Genomic DNA, 17,691 nt, shown 5'->3' on the forward strand with positions numbered 1-17,691 from the left:
CCCCCATTTTTCGATTTAAACGCCGATACGCCGGTTCGCCGGTTCGCCGATACGTTGATCAACGCAATGTACTTCATGCCATTGCCCTTCTCATTGCCATATCAAACAACACCCTTTCCCGCGCCTTATCAAGGCCAAGGGCTTTTCTTTTCTTGTCTATGTGCTCTATCATGAGACGGGCAGCCTTTATTGGATCGGGTTCGTATGCCCACATGGCCTTGAACATTTCCTCGTATCCCTCAAAAAGGTGACGTGTCACCTTCTCGCTGCCTGATGTTGGCCATGTGGTACCAAAGACCGTAAAGACCCCTGATGCTACAAAATATTGGCCTATAGCAAGGGCCTTTTCGCTCATCCATTCCGGTGCCGCCCCTGCAGCCGGGAGATCGCTTATATCATCACCGAGCCCCCCTTCTTTCACCATGGCTGTTGCGGCAATAAGGATTCTTGAGTTATCAACACAAGAGCCCATATGAAGAACAGGCGGTATCCCCACTGTTTCACATACCTCAGCCAATCCTGATCCGGCAAATTCACGCGCTGCTTCCGGTGTTAAAAGCCCGGCCTTTCCACAGGCCATGGCAGCACATCCCGTTGTTAATACAAGAACATCGTTCTTTATGAGCTCTTTAATCATAGTTATGTGTCCGGAATCGTGGGGGGTCCTCACATTGTTGCATCCCACAACCCCTGCAACACCCCTTATCCTGCCATTTATTATATTATCGTTCAAGGGTCTGTAACTCGCCCTGAAAAGTCCTCCCAGAAGATAATTGATCGTCTCATGGCTGAAACCGGCAACCATATCCTGGGAATAGGATGGGATATTGACGGCATGCCTCCTGTTCGGGTAATTATCAATTGCCATCATTAGAATCTTCTTTGCCGTATCAAGCCCGTTTTCAGGATGAAATTCCATGTGTGTGGCGCCTTCTATCCTTGCCCTGTCTGATGTGGAAATCAACCTTGTATGGAAGCACTCGGCCACACTTTGCAGCCCCTGCATTTGACACTGGACATCAACAGTCATCAACTCCACTGCACCGGTAACCAGTGCGAGCTCCTGCTGGAGAAAATTTCCGGCACAGGGTATGCCGTGCCTCATGAGCACCTCGTTGGCTGAACAGCACATGCCGGCAAGGTTAATGCCCTTTGCTCCCACCTTTTCAGCAAGCCTCTTTATTTCAGGGTCACGACTCGCAACAACAAGCAGTTCCGGCAGCAATGGTTCGTGTCCATGAACAATCACATTTACCTGATCCTCCTTCAAAACGCCAAGGTTTATACTCCCAAGAACAGGTACAGGCGTACCGAACATAATATCCTGCAGGTCCGTTGAAATCATGGAGCCACCCCAACCATCAGCAAGTGCGCACCGTGTTGTCTGAAGGAGGATATGTTCATAGTCCTGATCAACACCCATATGCGTTCTGTGCATGATTTCAACCACTTCCCTGTCTATTCCCCTCGGTGTAACTCCATATTTTTTCCAGATATCCTGTCTCTTCAGGGGTGCCTTTTTTATGTATACAAGTTCACCGCGTTGTTTTCCGAATTCCTTAAGAGCCTTCTCACCCAGTTCAATGGCAATGTCCTTCATGTCTCTCCCCTCAACTTCGATGCCAAAATCAAGGGCAACTTCAAGGAGTTTTATTTCATCTTTAATGGCAAAGCCCTGTGCCTCGCCGCGTGCCGTCTTTATAAAAGTCTCTACAACCTCCCTCGCATGATCACTGTGGGACGCTGAACCTGCAGCAACCTTGCGCGCAAAATTTCTTGCTACAACGGTCTCTATTGTGGCGCCGCAAACACCTTTCCTGTCCTTATGCTCATCCTTTTAGGAACGCGGGAGCCTGCAGGGCCCCATGGCGCAGATTTTACAGCAGCTCTCCTCAACACCAATCGGACACGGTTTCATATCATCGGCGCGGGAAAATACGGTGCTGATATTTTCTCTCTGAGCCTTATCGAGCAACTCAATCGTTGCGCCATCGATGCTTCTTATTTTATCTTCGGGCATAAAACCTCCTTATTCCAAAAGCAAATTACAATAACCAATAGACAAATTACAAACGAAATACCTAACCAAGCATATTTGAAACTTAAGTTTACAAATTACAATATCCAAATCACAAACAAATTCCGGGCTCCAATATTCAAATTCCAATTTTTGCAGGTTTATCCTTTCTGGTTATTGTGATTTGCAATTTGTTTGTATATTGTAATTTGGTCATTGGTTATTGTATATCCTTCAGGCAGTTAATTCCCCAATCATATCCTTAATCAGTGCGATGCTATCAGGATGTCTCATAACCACAATATCGGCCCCTGCCATAAGAAGGCTCATGGCCGTGATTGCTTCCATTAATATCGACCTCTTCTTCTCGTCTCCAAGTTTAGGGTCTTCCTCTTTTGTAAGTCTCGTTTCTCTTGTCTTCCAGACTTCATGAGCAAGGTTGCAGATGACGGGGTACTGGAGCTTTGCATCCTCCTGGGTGAGCGCTGCCATTCTGTCCCTCTCCATTACAGAGTATGTATATTCCAGGCCATAGCCAAGACCGCCGGTTGTAGGATCAACAACAATCTTTTCATCAGGAACACCAAGGTTGCCGAGGAGAATATTCAACTGCTTTGCAAGGTTAACATCTATAGGGGTTGATGCCATAACAATCTGGTTATAACCGATAGCCATGGCGCCTATCTGTTTGTAATTCTTTTCGGCAACAGGCCCTATTGCAACATTTTTACCCTCGCACACCTCTGTCACCCTGCGTAATAGTGTAGCATCCTTCTCATCATTCGCCGTACCCCATACAATAAGAGGAACGGCTATAGCATCAACAACATTTTTAACAACTGCCACAGCTTCCTCCACATCCCTGTCCATACCGTTCGGGTCGGCACTCTTTAATTGCAGTGCAATAAGTTCCGCTCCATATACATCAATACATTTTTTTGCCCAGGCTACAGGATCTTTTATGACATCCCTGAATGGCTCTACGGCCCATTCCTGCCAGTCCTGCGGCTCATAATCCCACACTTCGAAGGCTACTTTCGGAGGGTTTGGCATTTCCCCCTCAAAGACATAAAAGGGGTAACAACTTTCTCCACCTACCTTGATTGCCTCAGATCCGGTTCCGATAGTTACTTCCTTTATCCTTCCCGTATACTTTATTTTTGGTATTTCAAAAGCCATTCTTCCTCCCGTTATGCTTCCTGTTTGCGTTTCTCGCTTCCGTACCATTCCTTACTATACCAGTATCTCAGGGCCGTTTTTATGTAACCTATTTTTTCTTCACGGGTTCCAAGCTTTATTCTCCAGTCCTGCAACCCTTCCGGTTTGCCCTCATCATACGTTGGTCCTAACACTTTTATTTTTTTGCCTTCAAAATTTTCTTTTTCTTCATATTGGTAATCACTCATAAAACCTCCGTCACATTTACCATTTAATTATATATTAATTATATATCGTCCATCAATTTTATCACGCAGGCTCCTGTCCGCCAGAGCTATGGCCAGGCGGGAAAGCCTGCGGCTACCAACTGCTTTCTACCAACTGCTTACCGCCTACTGCTTACTGCCTACTGTATATTTCGCTGCCTTTACCGTATTCAGCATTAGCATTGTTATTGTCATCGGTCCGACTCCACCCGGGACAGGTGTAATCGCTGCAGCCTTCTCCTTCAATGCCTCAAAATCGACATCTCCGCATAGTTTTGCCTTACCCTCAGGCGTCATGCCAATCCTGTTTACACCAACATCTACAATGACAACACCTTCCTTGACCATATCAGCAGTTATCGCCTTTGGTCGACCCGCTGCCACAATGAGAATATCAGCCCTTTTTGTATGAAACACAAGGTCTCTTGTTCCGGTATGACACATGGTAACCGTTGCGTTTGCACCCTTTGCCTTCTGGACAAGCATCATGGAAATTGGTTTGCCCACAATATTACTCCTTCCCACAACAACAACCTCTGCCCCGTCTATCTGCACATTGCTCCTCATAAGGAGTTGCTGAATTCCATAGGGGGTGCATGGATAAAATCGTGCTTCACCGATCATTAATTTACCTACATTAACCGGGTGAAAACCATCCACATCCTTATCCGGGTCTATCGCATAGAGAATCTTTGTTTCGTTAACCTGCTTCGGGAGCGGCAATTGGACAAGTATACCATGTATTTTAAGGTCTTTGTTGTATTTGTCGATCATCTCGAGAAGCGCTGTCTCTGAAACATCCTCCGGCATATCTTCCTGAACAGAATAAAAACCAAGTTCTTTGGCCGTCTTCTGCTTCGCCGTCACATAACTTATCGATGCAGGATTTTTTCCCACAATAATGGTTACAAGGCCAGGTTCAATTCCATGATGTGCCTTTAAATCAATTACTTCCTGCCTGATTTCCTCTCGAATCTGAGAAGCTATTGCCGTACCACTGATTATTCTGGCTGACATATATGGCCCCCTTTATTACTTCAAATATCCAATAACCAATCTTCCAAATTCCACTCGTCTGCCCCGTCCCACTGTTTGCCTTGTTCCGAGGCACAGGCAGAAACATTCGGAAATTGTTATTTGGTTAGCGTTTTCTCAAAGACCTTATAGGCATCGACAAGCGCAACTGATTCCATGCTGAGAGAAAATATTGTTTTTCCCTCAATATCGTCCATTGCAAGTATTTCATCGTGTCTTATTAAGCCATCCACTTTCACATCGTTCTGTGTCGCAAGGTTCATCAGACCTTCCTCTTTCTTTTCATCCAATCTGTTTATGACTACATGAGTATTTTTGATATTGAGATTCAATTCCCTGATAAGGTCAAGTATTCTTTTTGCCGTTAAAATACCACGGGGCGTTGCGTCGGAAATCACGTAAAGATGGTCAATATCCTGGGTAACCAGCCTGCTCATATGCTCCATACCCGCCTCATTGTCAACCACCACATAGGCATAGTTTCCCTTCAATGCATCGATAGATTTTTTTGCAAGACTGTTGGCTGCACAATAACATCCCGGCCCCTCAGGTCTTCCCATTACAAGAAGATCAAACCCCTTTCCTTCAATGACCGCTTCGTTCACTTTATATTCAAACCAAACGTCCTTTGTCATCCCTGCCGGCACATCCTTTTTCATAAGCTCACGGGCATCACCGATTGAGATTTTTACAGTGACGCCGAGTAATTCGTTCAAATTTGAGTTAGGATCGGCATCAACAGCCAGCACAGGAACATCCTTTAATTTCTCAACAATATATCTGACAAACATCCCTGTAAAAGTAGTCTTACCAACACCACCCTTCCCTGCAATCGCTATAACCTTCGGCATGTACTTCTCCTATTTTTTCAGTTGTCGGTTGTCAGTTGTCAGAAACTTCCTGACCCCTGCTACCTGACCCCTGCTACCTGCTTCCTGCTTTTAATCTTCAGTCTTGCAATCACGCCAGGGAATGCCTTCTCATCGGTGTGCGGCAGGAACATCGCTGCCACAAATTCTTCTATAAATTTATTCATATTAGACAATTCAAGGTTTGTCATCATCTTTGCAATCCTCTCTGCTTCATCTATAAATCCTTTTGAAAAGGAGAGCAACCGTGCGCCAAGGAGCGAACCGTTACCCACAAATATAAACCGTTTAAGGGGTAATTCAGGCAAAAGCCCGATAGTCTGGGCCTTTTCAATGTCGATGTAATGCCCGAAACCGCCTGCAATAACTACCATCTCAATATCGCCAAATGAAAGACCTGCATTTTCAAGAAGTATCCTGCACCCGGCATATATGGCAGCCTTTGTGCGGATCAGGTTATCCAGGTCTGCTTCGGTAATGACAATGTCTCTGTTTATCTGCGTCTCCGGGGAATAACAAAGAACATATTCATAACCACTCTCCCCTGCCCTGAGTCTTTCTGTCTGTAAATCCCTTATAAACTTGCCATTCTGGTCAATCAGCCCTACCTCTATCAGTTCTGCAACAATGTCAATCAGTCCGGAACCGCATATTCCTAAAGGCTTCACCCTTCCTATGGTGAGGATCATCGGTTCAAAGGTCGTCGGATTAATCTTTACCTGTTCGATAGCACCCTTCCCTGCCCTCATCCCGAATGTAATACCACCACCCTCAAATGCAGGGCCCGCAGAACAGGAAGCACACATGAGCCAATCGTTATTGCCAAGAACTATTTCACCGTTTGTGCCTATATCCATAAACAATGTAATTTTATCCCTCTTCAAAATACCTGAACCAAGCACCCCGGCAACAACATCACCTCCCACATATGAAGCAACACAGGGGAATATATAGACATGCACATGATCATTCACGTTAACATCGAGATCCACTGCCCTTACAGGCGGTATCAGTGTAGCAGTCGGGGTATATGGTGAAAGCATGATATATTTCGGATCAATCCCGAGGGCAAGGTGTGTCATAGTAGTGTTCCCGGCAAACACGAGGTGCGATATATGCTCAATGCTGATCCCGCTTGTTTCAAGGAGTTCTTTTACAACCTTATTAATCGTTCCGATAACAACTTCATTAAGCTTCTTCAATCCCCCCTTTTTCCGGGAGTACATTATTCTTGAAATAACGTCTTCTCCGTAACTGATCTGGGCATTATAATCAGAGGATTCAGCAATTGTGCAGACATCCCTCCCATTGCCTGTGTGCTCAATCAGCTTTAATGCCGAGCAATTGGCAAGATCAAGGATTTGACCACAAACTGTGGTCGTACCAATGTCAATAACAATAGAAAAATTTTTATCTTCCGTATTGCCAGGTTCTATATTAATCAGTTTGCAGCCTTTCCTCGTAAGAACAATTGTAACAGTAACCTTCCAACGGGAATCCCTTAAAATCCTGCTCAGCCTTGTGAGAATCTTAAAATCAACAGATATATTTTCAATATTATGCTTTCTTTTAATCTCCCTCATGAGTCTGCCAAGATCCGATATATTGTCCTGCAGAGAAGGTTCGGGAAGTTCGATATACCGTTTAAATACAGCGGGATCAACCTCCCATCCTTTCACAAGCTGACCAATATCAATGGCAGAAAGAATGTGCGGCGCCCGCCGCCTTCTTTTTAAGACAGACCGGTCAATTTGCGATTCAAGGGGTATCTCCACAGTAACATCACCACGTGGAATAGTCATACAGGCCAGGCGCATCCCGGCATCATATTCCCATTGGGGTATTTTTGGATGGATAGGCGCGTAAACATCCCCTTTAATAATCTTTATCCTGCATTTGCCGCACGCAGCATTGCCTCCGCAGGATGCGTTTATGTAGATACCGTATTTCATAGCCATTTCAAGCAGATTCTCGCTATCTTCAGCTATGAAAACTCTATCCATTGGAAGAAATGTGATTCTATATTGTGCCATAAAAACCTCAGTCCTATATTATTATCAGATTATCCCTGTTTTTCAACTGATTATATATCAATATTTTCGTCAATATTGCTGAAACAATTGTGGAGCGGCGTTCATAATAATAAACATACGGACATGGAACGAATCGTAACAAAATAAATCAATATTATCATTGACAAATAAGGTTGCTTCAGATATATTTGTTCACTATACTGAATTATGTACAATGCACCGGTACTCAAGAAAGCAATAGAAGTTTTAAAATTTATCGTAAAAGACGGTAATCCTCTTGGCGTCACAGAAATATCAAAACAACTATCCATAAGCAAAAGTACTGTTTTCGGGATACTCAAGGCCTTTGAGGAAGAAAAATTCATTGTCAAGGATAAGGCCACCAAAAAATATGTTATCGGACAGGAATTACTTGAACTTTCAAAAAATGTTTTTAAGGGAGGGGAGTTCACAACAATTGCGAGACCGTTTCTGGAGAAGCTTATCGGGCTTGTTGATGAAACGGTATTCCTCTGCGTCAGAGAAGACAATGTGATAAAAGTCCTCGATGCCATAGAAACGAAAAAAACTTTTAAAATTTCTTCGCCTGTGGGAGCTGCATTTCCTATAACAGCATCAGTGCTATGTAAAGCCTTTCTTTCACCAATGGACAATGAAAAGATAAGGAGCTTCCTTAAAGAGAGAGGGTTACCAAAATATACCGAGAACAGTATCACTGATATAGACCTTTTCCTGAAAGAGGTCGAAAAAACGAGAACATTGGGATATAGCCTCGATCTTGAAGAGTATTTGACAGGCATCAGGGCTGTGGCAACTCTGATATACACAGATGGTGTCCCTGCAGGTGCTGTTTGTGCAGTAGGTTTTTCACGCTCTTTGAGCGACGACAAATTGCCCCATGTAATCAAACATTTAAAAAACACGGCACAACAGATAAGCGAAAGGCTTTCACAATTCAATCTGAAACAATAATATAAGGATCGCTGGATTAAAATAACCCTTTAACTTTCCTGGTATTTACATCAATATCTATCTTCCTGAACGCAGGGTCGGAACTTGTTCCCGGCATTAAACTTATAGCACCCGCTACAGGGCATAAAAATTTTGCGCCTGAATATATAAGGACATCCCTGACCGGCAAGGTCCATCCTTTTGGAACACCCTTCATCTCCGGTTCATGGGACAAACTTAAGTGGGTTTTCACCATCATGGTATAATAGTCTCTTTTCTCCGGGTCTGCCTCAATCTTTTTTGCCTTTGCCTCTGCCTCGGGAATCCATAAAACACCGTCAGCACCATAAACACTTTTTGCAATCACTTCGACCCTTTGCATTAAAGGCATTTCGATTGGGTAAAGGAATTGAAAATCAACCTGCTCTTCACAAGCATCAATGACCGCATCTGCAAGCTCCAGGGCTCCCTCGCCTCCCTTAAGCCAGTGTTCAGAAAAAGCAACACGGGCACCTTCATTTTCAGCATACCTGCGAACAAGGGCAATTTCATCCTTTGTGTCAGTATAAAAACCGTTGATACAAACCACGGGTTTGATGCCGGACATCTTTACTGTGCGGATATGATGGATAAGATTTGGTAAACCCTTTTCCAGCAACGGGAGGTTTTCTTTCTTATATTCGTCGGGAATCGGCAAACCCGGCGCAACCCTCGGGCCGCCTCCATGCATCTTCAAGGCCCTTATTGTGGCAGTTATCACTGTTACGTTAGGCTTCAAACCGCTAATCCTGCACTTGACATTCCAAAACTTTTCAAAACCTACATCTGCAGCAAATCCACTTTCTGTTACATGGTAGTCAAACATTTTAAGGCCAATGCGGTCCGCAATGATAGAAGATTGGCCAATTGCAATATTCGCAAAAGGTCCTGCATGAACCAAAACAGGTTGACCTTCCACCGTCTGCAGGAGTGTCGGGTTTATACTTTCTCTCATGAAAGCACACATAGCACCTGCCACTTCCAGGTCTTCCGCTGTTATGGGTTTCCCATTCATTGAATATGCAACCGTAATCTTCCCTATTTTTTCACGCAGATCTTTAAGGTCCTTAGCAATTGACAGGATCGCCATTACTTCCGAGCTTACAGCAATATCAAAACGGGATTGCATGGTAAAACCATCCATTCTCCCCCCGATACCCACAATGATATTTCTTAAAGTCTGGGCACAGAAATCCATTACCCACCCCATGGGCACATTTTTTGAATCAACGTCCAGACGACGCAGGCCTCTCTTTCCAAGCGCCTCATCGCTATAATTTCTTTCATGCTGCATCCTTGAAGTAAGGGCGACCATGGCAAGATTGTGGGCATAGGTAACGGCAGACACATCTCCCGTAAGCCCGAGCGAAAACTCAGTCAATGGGATAACCTGTGCGTTACCCCCTCCGGCAGCGCTTCCTTTAACATTCATTGTGGGTCCCGTTGAAGGTTGCCGTATTGCACCACCTGCCTGTTTTCCTCTTTTTCCCAGGCCTTCAATCAGCCCCATGGTTGTTGTTGTTTTGCCTTCACCAAGGGGTGTTGGCGTAATTGCAGTTACATCAATATAGTTTCCGTCTGCTTTGTCACCAAGTCTCTCCAGGACCTTCGCAAAATCTATCCTGCCAACCCTGCCCGATGGAATTACCTCGTCTTTTTGTAGACCAATCTCTTCCTGAAGTTGCCATATAGACTTCATCTGTTCCTCTGCAGCCTCAGAAATCTGCCAGTCAGCCATTATCATTGCATCATATGGCATGTTTTCCCCTTTCCCTTTTTTTCTCTGACCTGTAGCCTTTCATACTACCGGAAGATATCACAGATTCACTTGGTATTCATCAATTATAATGTGCTATTTTACTTTGTTAAATCACAGGCCTGTGGAAATCCCTGACTGAATTGACATAGTCGACACATGAATGTTAATGTAATGGAATGTTGTCTTTTCGGAACATATCGATAAGGTTCTATATATACCTGTTGAAAGAGTTGTCTTTTATGTTTCTCCTCTCGTTGGGTATCCTCACCTTCATCCTTGTGTTGGGCCGCATCGGAAAAATGGTAGATCTTGTGATTAATAAAGGTGTTGATTTAAAAGACATAATATTGTTAATCGTTTATTCTTCACCGCCTTATCTCATGTTCACCTTGCCGATGGCCTTTTTATTGTCTACCATCGTTGTGCTGGGCAGATTCTCCACGGAAAACGAAATCCTTGCCCTAAAAGCCAGCGGAGTTGATATTAAATGTCTTTTTCATCCTTTAGCAACGTTTGCCATAGCAATAACCCTCATAGGACTTATAAATTCAATAGCATTACTCCCTGCAAGCAGCGAGGAATTTCGAAATACCCTCATCAATATCATCAAAAAAGGTATTACCTTTGAAGATAAAGAAGGAATATTCAACGATAGCATACCTGGTATCGTTATCTACATCGACAAGGTAGACACAAAAAACAAATCACTCACCGGGATAATTGTATCAGATGACAGAGACAAAAATTTAAAGCAAACCATATCAGCAAATAAAGGTTTGATAAATCTTGACCCCCTTTCATTGGACCTGTTTTTTGTGCTGGAAAACGGTAATTTGCACAGATGGGAAAAAACAGATGACGTATACAGGAGTTTGTTCTTTAAAAAATATGCTTTCACGATGAATCTCACAAATATGCTCCCAAATACCACATCCTTAAGAAAAAGACCCTACGAAATGAACGTAAAAGAACTCAAAAAGGCTATGACAACAGCAAATGCAAATGATAGATACGAATATCTTCTCGAAATTTATAAAAAAATTTCTATACCACTTTCAACGCTTGCCTTTGTTTTCCTCACCATACCTCTCGGTATCAGAAGAAAGATAGAAGGCGGTTTTTCCGGTATTCTTTACAGTCTCCTCTTGTTTATCATCTATTACATGCTGATGGCATTTACCGAAAATGCAGGAAGGGCGATACACTCACCCGCATTAATAACATCGCTTGTGCCAAATATTGTCATAGCTGGAACAGGTCTCTATCTATTAAGGAATTTGAACAGCGAGGATCACATTACATTATCGCAAAGAATTCGATATATGTGGGGCTACTATTTTGAAAAGGTTAAATAGATACCTTATTTCTAACGTATTAAAGATCCTCGCTATTACAGAACTTGCAGGGCTGATAATGTTCATGACCATTGAGTTTTTTGAACATATGGATGTGTTTACAGCCTCATCGAGAAATTTTGTATTAGGTATATACTATCTTGTTTTAAGAATACCATATTACCTTAACCTGATTTTACCCCTGTCTTTCCTTATTTCAATGTTAATTTTTCTTATATTGATGGTAAGGAACAATGAGATGATCACCATAAGGACCTCGGGGATAAGCACAGCCTCATTAATGAAACCACTGATAGTGCTATCCATGATACTCATAGCTTTCTCATTTGTTCTTGCGGAGCTGTTTGTTCCGGTTACCCTCAGCAAAGCCGAATATGTTTATAGAGTTAAAATTAAAAAGGAAGAACCTTATGTTTTTTTTAAAAACGACAGGATATGGTTTAAAAGAGATAACATGATCTGCAATATTGATTTTTATGACATTAAAAAAGACATGATAAGAGGTCTCACCCTGTTAGAATTATCAAAAGATTTTTCTATCGAAAAAAGGATTGATGCAAAAGAAGGGGTCTGGAAAAACGGTTCCTGGCTCTTCACCGATGTGGTTGAAAGGACATTTGCCGATGATGGCATAAAAATGAAGAAGACATACGCCCAGATGAAGGATGTAATAAAAGAGCACCCTTCGATATTCAAGGTAATAGAAAAAAACCCTGAAGAAATGGGATATAAAGAACTTGAAGGGCATATAAAAAAATTAAAACAGGATGGGCATAGCACCAGAAGGTATCTTGTCGATCTGTACAACAAAATTTCTTCTCCTTTTGTAAACCTTATCATGGTATTTGCTGCTTTTTCCGTGGGGCTGAGGTATTCCAAAACAAAACATATCTCAAAAGGTATATTTTCCGGTATTTCTCTTGGTATATTTTACTGGTTTTTTCATTCGGTTTCTCTGTCCTTTGGATATTCTGAAATATTTCCCCCCTTGTTTGCTGCCTGGTTTTCGAACCTTCTCTTCTTCTCCATGGGTATCATTGGTATTGTTACGTTGAGGACATAATCCGTGAAGGCTTATCTTGATATTGAAACGGACAGGCGGGGAAATATAAGCGTTATAGGCATATACATCGAACAGAAAGGATTCGTGCAGTTTTATGGCAACGATATAACCACTGACAATGTTGAGACCATAATCTGTAATGCAAAAACTGTGGTAACCTTCAATGGTGACAGTTTCGATCTCCCCCTTATAAAAAAGTACTTAAACCTCGATATAATGGCAACGGCCAACTCCCTCGACCTGTTTAAAGAAAAAAAGAAGCTGGGTATTAAGGGAGGTTTGAAAGCGCTTGAGAAAATGTTTGGCATATCAAGAAAAACAGAGGGCATGAACGGATACGACGCCGTTAAACTCTGGGATAGTTACACAAAATATGGCAGGGGTGAAGCGCTTAATCTTCTTCTTGAATACAATAGAGAGGATGTGTTAAACCTGATCAGTCTTGAAAATTGCCTCGCCAATCTGAAGGAAAATAACCATGATCGAGTCGTTTGAGGTTAAATCTTTAGAATACAAGATTAAAGGGGTACTCACAACACCGAGGGGTTACAAAAAATATCCCTGTATTATTCTTTCCCATGGTTTGATAAGCTCGAAAGAAAGCTCGAAATACCTTGCACTTTCGGAAAATTTAATCCAGGAGGGGATAGCTACCTGTCGGTTTGACTATCACGGGTGTGGCGAAAGCGAAGGCAACATAGAAGATACCACCTTAACAATAAGGATTGGAAATCTTGATTCAATCGTTGAGTATGTTTTAAAACATCACCTTATAAACCCTGAAAAAATTGGTATATTGGGGAGCAGCTTTGGCGGCTCTTCATGCATAGTAACATCCGCAAAAGATAAAAGAATAAAGTGTATATCCCTATGGGCCACACCATATATATTAGAAAAAAAGGATGGCGGCAGGATATCGGATATAGAATTCAAGGAAACAATTTTTAACGATTTTTCAAAATATGACCTCTTATCGGAGGCCAAGAAATTATCATGTGCCTTAGTGGTACATGGAGAAGCTGACGAAGTGGTTCCCTTTCATGAGGGAAAGGCAATATACAAAAACATCAAAAAACCAAAAAAACTTTCTATAATCAAAGGTGGCGATCACATATTTTCTGTTACATCACATAGAGAAAAGGCAATTGAACTTGCGATAAACTGGTTCAGACGCTATCTGCTGGGTAGCTAATTTTCATCTTTCTTTTTCTCGCCTCTTGCTTTTACCCGTTCTCTGATTAAATCTCCAACCACATTACTTAATCCTATCCCCAACGCGAGAGAGAGTGCCATGATAATTCCACCGAATATTATTAAAAAACTGACAGTGATTATGGTATTACCAACACCGATATATTCAAAAACAATTCCAAATGTGATTATGGTGAGGAAAATACGTACGCCCTTTGCAATGAAATCACCATATTTTACGTTTGCGTTTTCACACGTCATATTAATCACTCTGCTGATAAAATTACTGAATATGATTCCCATCACAATGATTACAAGGGAAACAACTATATGAGGCAACGCACTGGCAATCCTTGAAGTATATTCCGAAAACTGTGATATGCCGATGAAATTGAGGCCAAAAGAGAAAAAGGCCACTATGAATATCCAGTAGACGATTTTGCTTAGGATTAACGAAGGGAGGGTTTTAACACCACCCTTCTCAAGAAAATTTACAATGCCGACATCCTTTGCCCATTTGTCAAATCGAAAGAGCATGAGGAGCCTTGCAATGAGTTTCTTTATGAACCAGCTTATGATAAAACCGCCTATCATAACGATAACCATCACTATCACGTTGAGGAAAACATCTGTGAAGTTCTCGTAGAGATCTAAAAACATATCTTTAAAAAATTCTTTCATGGGGAAAATATTATTAGATATGATGAGTTATGTCAATCAAAAATAAATTTCATTTATAATGTAATGCATGCATCTCCTCTTAAATATTGCAAAATATGGTACATGTATAGTAATCTAACGGCAAATGAGCGATATCATAATAGCTTTGGGCGTCCGGGAAAATGTTTTAGAAGATGTGCACATCCTTTCAAGAAAATCATTGGATCATCCCGAGGTTCTTATAGCCACCGGTAAGGATATTAAAAATGTAGTAATCGAGAAGGCTTCTACCCTTTTTATTGAGAATAATTTTGTTCTGGTCCTTTTAGACCCACCCGATGACCTGATACATATACTTAAAACCCAGTTACTGTCACTGAAGGAGAAAATACAAATCATCCTCTATTACACGTCCGCTTCAAATGACTTCCATAAGCCAATCGAGGGGAACATAGTTGTCCTGGAGAAAGAGAAGGATAAACGCATCAAAGAACGTGTCCTCAACATACTGAAAAAACACGGTAAGATTATGACCGATAAAGGGTTTCATGTTTTAAAGGAAAAAATTAAAGATGAATCTATTCTTGAGATGGAATTGATGAAACTCATTAATTTCATAGGTGAAAAACAAGAAATAAAATCGAAGGACGTCCTGTCTGTTGTCACCGAAACACATGAGGAAAGCTTGTTTTCCCTGTTTGATGCACTTGCACAGATGAAGAAAAAAGAGGCGCTTAATATATTTGAAAATCTTTTGCTGAATGGTCTTCACATCCTTGCCATACAGGGTTACTTGGTCAAACAAACACGGTTGATGCTGCAGGCAAAAGATATGGAAGAGGTCTTTAAGACAGGCTCAGATTATGGTACCTTTTTGAAAACTTTTAATAAGTGGAAAGAAGGCTTGGATTTGAAACCTTCTGATAAAAGACAGCATTTCCCCTATCAAAAACCTTTTTATGCCTATAATCTGTCAAAAACAAGTCAAAAATTGAAAAGAAAAGATCTCGTCGCTTTTTTTGATGTGCTCACTGATTTCGATACAAAAATAAAGAGAGGATCAAAATTTGACCGTATTCTTTTAGAATATGGGCTCTTAGAGGCATAAATGCTCCATATCATACTTTTCTTATTAACTATTGCTTCAACGTACTTCGTAGGTGGTTTATCCTATAGCCTTTCAATTATCTCCATACTTCTTGCACATGAGATGGGTCATTATTTTATGAGTAAAAAATATGGTATACCTGCAACATTGCCCTATTTCATACCATTTCCGCTGTCCCCGTTTGGTACATTCGGGGCAATCATAAAGATGAAAGGGGTTATTGTTAATAAAAAGGCGTTATTTGATATCGGGGTTGCGGGACCAATATCGGGCTTTCTTGTAGCTGTCCCGTTTATTATTTTAGGCATTAAATTATCAGATATTCAGTCCATATCGGGCAGCGCATCATTTATCGAGCTTGGCGACCCGTTGCTCTTCAAGATTATCCAGCAATTAATTGTAGGAAAAATACCTCCAGGGTATGATCTTGTCTTACATCCCTTTGCCTATGCAGGGTGGGTAGGGTTATTCGTAACAGCCCTTAATCTCCTCCCTGTAGGACAATTAGATGGTGGTCATATCATATATGCAGTTTTCGGTGATAAAAGCAGATGGGTGTTTATTGGAACTATCACTACGCTTGCCATCATCTCTATATTTTATAATCCCGGGTGGTTAGTGTTAGTTATAATCCTTCTGATTTTTGGTATGCGGCATCCTAAGCCCCTTGATATGGAAACTGAACTCGATAGTAAAAGAAGGTATATCGCTTTAATAATCCTTATCATATTTGCACTCTCGTTTACCCCTGCGCCTTTTCCATCGCTAAACACAGGAGGAAATACAGGGAAAATTGGCGGCATCCCCATATGACAAGCTTTTGTAAACAACATTTTAATTGTAATTGGAATTATTTAGTTATGTTGAGATGATTTATCATTGAAACGGTCAAAGGGTCCGAGCCTCTCTTGAACCCTCGAACCCCTTGAACCCTCGAACCCTCGAACCCCGATTTTAAAACACCGGTTTTACGTTTTGTGCTGGTTTTAAATTCAGGCTTGTAATTACCTCAGAGCTCTGAACCACATCCACAAAATTCTTTTTCCCGTCAAGCATATCCCAAACATCCTCTTTCATGAAATATATGTGGATATATTCTATAAACCCGCCATAAGTGTTGCATTGTGAGAAATCTCTCACAGGCCAGTAAATACCGAGGGCTAATCCCTCAATGTCATCATGATTCAGGTCTTCTTTCTTTATTAATTTTATATATTTTGGGAAAGAATTCTGAAGAACGTATGAAAACCTTTGCTCCGAAGTAGTAGTACTTTCATTGAAGACTATTTCTGAAGGCCTTATATTAATCATAATATAGTGAAGTTTTTCGTTCTTTTGGTCGCTCAATAAGGTAATTCCTATTCCTTCTTTATAGATATTAATGTTCGACCCGCTAAGCCTCTGGTAAATACCCCTTAACAAGGCTTCGTTCTCTTTGGAAAGTTTTTGCACATGTGCATCTTCATATATAGTCCTGTAACTCTCCGCTTCATTCTTTGCCACATGGATAGCCCCTGTCCCGCATGAACAAAGAAAAGCAAGTAAAATGATAGGTATAACTTTCTTCATGACAAATCTCCTTTTTTTAACATCTCAATAACCTCTGATAGTTCGTCCTTAATCTGTCCCAACACTAACATATTTTTTTTACTCATCATATATTTCCTTGCCCCATCGATTGTATATCTTTGTTCATAGAGCAACCTCTTTATCGTAAATATTATATCGAGATCCTTCTTTTTGTATAACCTTTGTCCCCTTGAACTCTTGACAGGTTTTATATCTTTGAATTCTTGTTCCCAATATCTCAGCACATGCGGCTTAAGGCCGGTTATGCTGCATACCTCTTTGATCCTATAAAACATCCTGTCCGGGATATTTGAGGTCATGTCTGTAATTGAAATAATGTTATTTATCGTTTATTGCGTCTTTTAGAACCTGGCTCAACCTGTAATTTAATACCTTTCTTTTCGCAATCTCAATTTCATCACCTGTTTGCGGGTTTCTTCCCCTTCTTGCCTTTTTCTGTTTCACAATAAAATTACCAAAACCCGAAATTTTAACATTCTCACCATTTGCCAGCGTTTCTTTGATAACCTCAAAAAATTTGTCAACAATATCTGCACACTCCCGTTTTGAAAAACCCAACTTCTCATACACATTTGTAACAATTTCTATCTTGGTCAT

At 41.4% G+C, this 17,691-nt stretch carries 17 protein-coding genes and 1 pseudogene; 7 read left to right on the plus strand and 11 right to left on the minus strand.

Features of this window, described 5'->3' with window-relative positions; genetic code table 11:
• Positions 1–73: 73 nt before the first annotated feature.
• The 6 genes and pseudogenes from cooS to NTX75_04525 form a co-directional block, all read right to left on the minus strand.
• Positions 74–2,020 (minus strand): annotated as a pseudogene (gene cooS / locus NTX75_04500) (anaerobic carbon-monoxide dehydrogenase catalytic subunit).
• A gap of 231 nt (positions 2,021–2,251) precedes the next feature.
• A complete protein-coding gene (locus NTX75_04505; GenBank protein MCX5815489.1) occupies positions 2,252–3,196 on the minus strand; it encodes an acetyl-CoA decarbonylase/synthase complex subunit delta in 945 nt (314 codons plus the stop codon).
• An 11-nt stretch (positions 3,197–3,207) separates the two neighbouring features.
• Entirely contained in the window at positions 3,208–3,423 is a 216-nt protein-coding gene (locus NTX75_04510; GenBank protein ID MCX5815490.1) for a hypothetical protein, read from the minus strand.
• A 144-nt stretch (positions 3,424–3,567) separates the two neighbouring features.
• Complete coding sequence (gene folD, locus NTX75_04515; GenBank protein MCX5815491.1) at positions 3,568–4,458, minus strand: bifunctional methylenetetrahydrofolate dehydrogenase/methenyltetrahydrofolate cyclohydrolase FolD; 891 nt, start codon at positions 4,456–4,458, stop codon at positions 3,568–3,570.
• Between the two features lie 116 nt (positions 4,459–4,574).
• Complete coding sequence (locus NTX75_04520; protein MCX5815492.1) at positions 4,575–5,327, minus strand: AAA family ATPase; 753 nt, start codon at positions 5,325–5,327, stop codon at positions 4,575–4,577.
• Between the two features lie 59 nt (positions 5,328–5,386).
• Entirely contained in the window at positions 5,387–7,378 is a 1,992-nt protein-coding gene (locus NTX75_04525; protein MCX5815493.1) for an ASKHA domain-containing protein, read from the minus strand.
• 207 nt (positions 7,379–7,585) lie between these two features.
• Between NTX75_04525 and NTX75_04530 the strand changes: the two genes are divergently transcribed.
• On the plus strand, positions 7,586–8,350 hold the full coding sequence (locus NTX75_04530) for an IclR family transcriptional regulator (protein MCX5815494.1): 765 nt from the start codon (positions 7,586–7,588) through the stop codon (positions 8,348–8,350).
• Between the two features lie 16 nt (positions 8,351–8,366).
• On the opposite strand, the gene NTX75_04535 is transcribed toward NTX75_04530, so the two are convergent.
• Entirely contained in the window at positions 8,367–10,127 is a 1,761-nt protein-coding gene (locus NTX75_04535) for a formate--tetrahydrofolate ligase (GenBank protein MCX5815495.1), read from the minus strand.
• A gap of 176 nt (positions 10,128–10,303) precedes the next feature.
• Between NTX75_04535 and NTX75_04540 the strand changes: the two genes are divergently transcribed.
• The 4 genes from NTX75_04540 to NTX75_04555 are packed head-to-tail and all read left to right on the plus strand — an operon-like array spanning position 10,304 to position 13,737.
• Complete coding sequence (locus tag NTX75_04540) at positions 10,304–11,482, plus strand: LptF/LptG family permease (protein ID MCX5815496.1); 1,179 nt, start codon at positions 10,304–10,306, stop codon at positions 11,480–11,482.
• Positions 11,466–12,545, plus strand: a complete 1,080-nt coding sequence (lptG, locus tag NTX75_04545) for an LPS export ABC transporter permease LptG (protein ID MCX5815497.1) — start codon at positions 11,466–11,468, stop codon at positions 12,543–12,545. Before NTX75_04540 ends, lptG begins: the two co-directional genes overlap by 17 nt.
• A 3-nt stretch (positions 12,546–12,548) precedes the next feature.
• Positions 12,549–13,040: a ribonuclease H-like domain-containing protein gene (locus NTX75_04550; GenBank protein ID MCX5815498.1), complete on the plus strand. Its 492-nt coding sequence runs from the start codon at positions 12,549–12,551 to the stop codon at positions 13,038–13,040.
• A complete protein-coding gene (locus tag NTX75_04555) occupies positions 13,024–13,737 on the plus strand; it encodes an alpha/beta hydrolase (GenBank protein ID MCX5815499.1) in 714 nt (237 codons plus the stop codon). Before NTX75_04550 ends, NTX75_04555 begins: the two co-directional genes overlap by 17 nt.
• On the opposite strand, the gene NTX75_04560 is transcribed toward NTX75_04555, so the two are convergent.
• Positions 13,734–14,417, minus strand: a complete 684-nt coding sequence (locus NTX75_04560; GenBank protein ID MCX5815500.1) for a hypothetical protein — start codon at positions 14,415–14,417, stop codon at positions 13,734–13,736. The genes NTX75_04555 and NTX75_04560 overlap by 4 nt on opposite strands.
• Positions 14,418–14,541: 124 nt before the next feature.
• Between NTX75_04560 and NTX75_04565 the strand changes: the two genes are divergently transcribed.
• Both NTX75_04565 and NTX75_04570 read left to right on the plus strand, forming a co-directional pair.
• On the plus strand, positions 14,542–15,504 hold the full coding sequence (locus NTX75_04565) for a hypothetical protein (GenBank protein ID MCX5815501.1): 963 nt from the start codon (positions 14,542–14,544) through the stop codon (positions 15,502–15,504).
• Positions 15,505–16,317 carry a site-2 protease family protein gene (locus NTX75_04570; GenBank protein MCX5815502.1) on the plus strand — a complete coding sequence of 271 codons (813 nt, stop codon included), beginning with the start codon at positions 15,505–15,507 and terminating at the stop codon, positions 16,315–16,317.
• 141 nt (positions 16,318–16,458) lie between these two features.
• Here NTX75_04570 and NTX75_04575 read toward each other — a convergent pair whose 3' ends face one another.
• The 3 genes from NTX75_04575 to NTX75_04585 form a co-directional block, all read right to left on the minus strand.
• Positions 16,459–17,007 carry a hypothetical protein gene (locus tag NTX75_04575; protein MCX5815503.1) on the minus strand — a complete coding sequence of 183 codons (549 nt, stop codon included), beginning with the start codon at positions 17,005–17,007 and terminating at the stop codon, positions 16,459–16,461.
• A gap of 62 nt (positions 17,008–17,069) precedes the next feature.
• A complete protein-coding gene (locus NTX75_04580; protein MCX5815504.1) occupies positions 17,070–17,369 on the minus strand; it encodes a MerR family transcriptional regulator in 300 nt (99 codons plus the stop codon).
• 43 nt (positions 17,370–17,412) lie between these two features.
• Complete coding sequence (locus NTX75_04585; protein MCX5815505.1) at positions 17,413–17,691, minus strand: integration host factor subunit alpha; 279 nt, start codon at positions 17,689–17,691, stop codon at positions 17,413–17,415.

It is taken from the genome of Pseudomonadota bacterium (assembly GCA_026388315.1).
Taxonomy (GTDB): Bacteria; Desulfobacterota; Syntrophorhabdia; order Syntrophorhabdales; family Syntrophorhabdaceae; genus MWEV01.

Bases quoted from the DNA above. Each gene is read 5' to 3' on its own strand.
- NTX75_04505 (MCX5815489.1), bottom strand. From the start codon at position 3,196: ATGGCTTTTGAAATACCAAAAATAAAGTATACGGGAAGGATAAAGGAA.
- NTX75_04510 (MCX5815490.1), bottom strand. From the start codon at position 3,423: ATGAGTGATTACCAATATGAAGAAAAAGAAAATTTTGAAGGCAAAAAA.
- folD (MCX5815491.1), bottom strand. From the start codon at position 4,458: ATGTCAGCCAGAATAATCAGTGGTACGGCAATAGCTTCTCAGATTCGA.
- NTX75_04520 (MCX5815492.1), bottom strand. From the start codon at position 5,327: ATGCCGAAGGTTATAGCGATTGCAGGGAAGGGTGGTGTTGGTAAGACT.
- NTX75_04525 (MCX5815493.1), bottom strand. From the start codon at position 7,378: ATGGCACAATATAGAATCACATTTCTTCCAATGGATAGAGTTTTCATA.
- NTX75_04530 (MCX5815494.1), top strand. From the start codon at position 7,586: ATGTACAATGCACCGGTACTCAAGAAAGCAATAGAAGTTTTAAAATTT.
- NTX75_04535 (MCX5815495.1), bottom strand. From the start codon at position 10,127: ATGCCATATGATGCAATGATAATGGCTGACTGGCAGATTTCTGAGGCT.
- NTX75_04540 (MCX5815496.1), top strand. From the start codon at position 10,304: ATGTTGTCTTTTCGGAACATATCGATAAGGTTCTATATATACCTGTTG.
- NTX75_04555 (MCX5815499.1), top strand. From the start codon at position 13,024: ATGATCGAGTCGTTTGAGGTTAAATCTTTAGAATACAAGATTAAAGGG.
- NTX75_04560 (MCX5815500.1), bottom strand. From the start codon at position 14,417: ATGAAAGAATTTTTTAAAGATATGTTTTTAGATCTCTACGAGAACTTC.
- NTX75_04565 (MCX5815501.1), top strand. From the start codon at position 14,542: ATGAGCGATATCATAATAGCTTTGGGCGTCCGGGAAAATGTTTTAGAA.
- NTX75_04570 (MCX5815502.1), top strand. From the start codon at position 15,505: ATGCTCCATATCATACTTTTCTTATTAACTATTGCTTCAACGTACTTC.
- NTX75_04580 (MCX5815504.1), bottom strand. From the start codon at position 17,369: ATGTTTTATAGGATCAAAGAGGTATGCAGCATAACCGGCCTTAAGCCG.
- NTX75_04585 (MCX5815505.1), bottom strand. From the start codon at position 17,691: ATGACCAAGATAGAAATTGTTACAAATGTGTATGAGAAGTTGGGTTTT.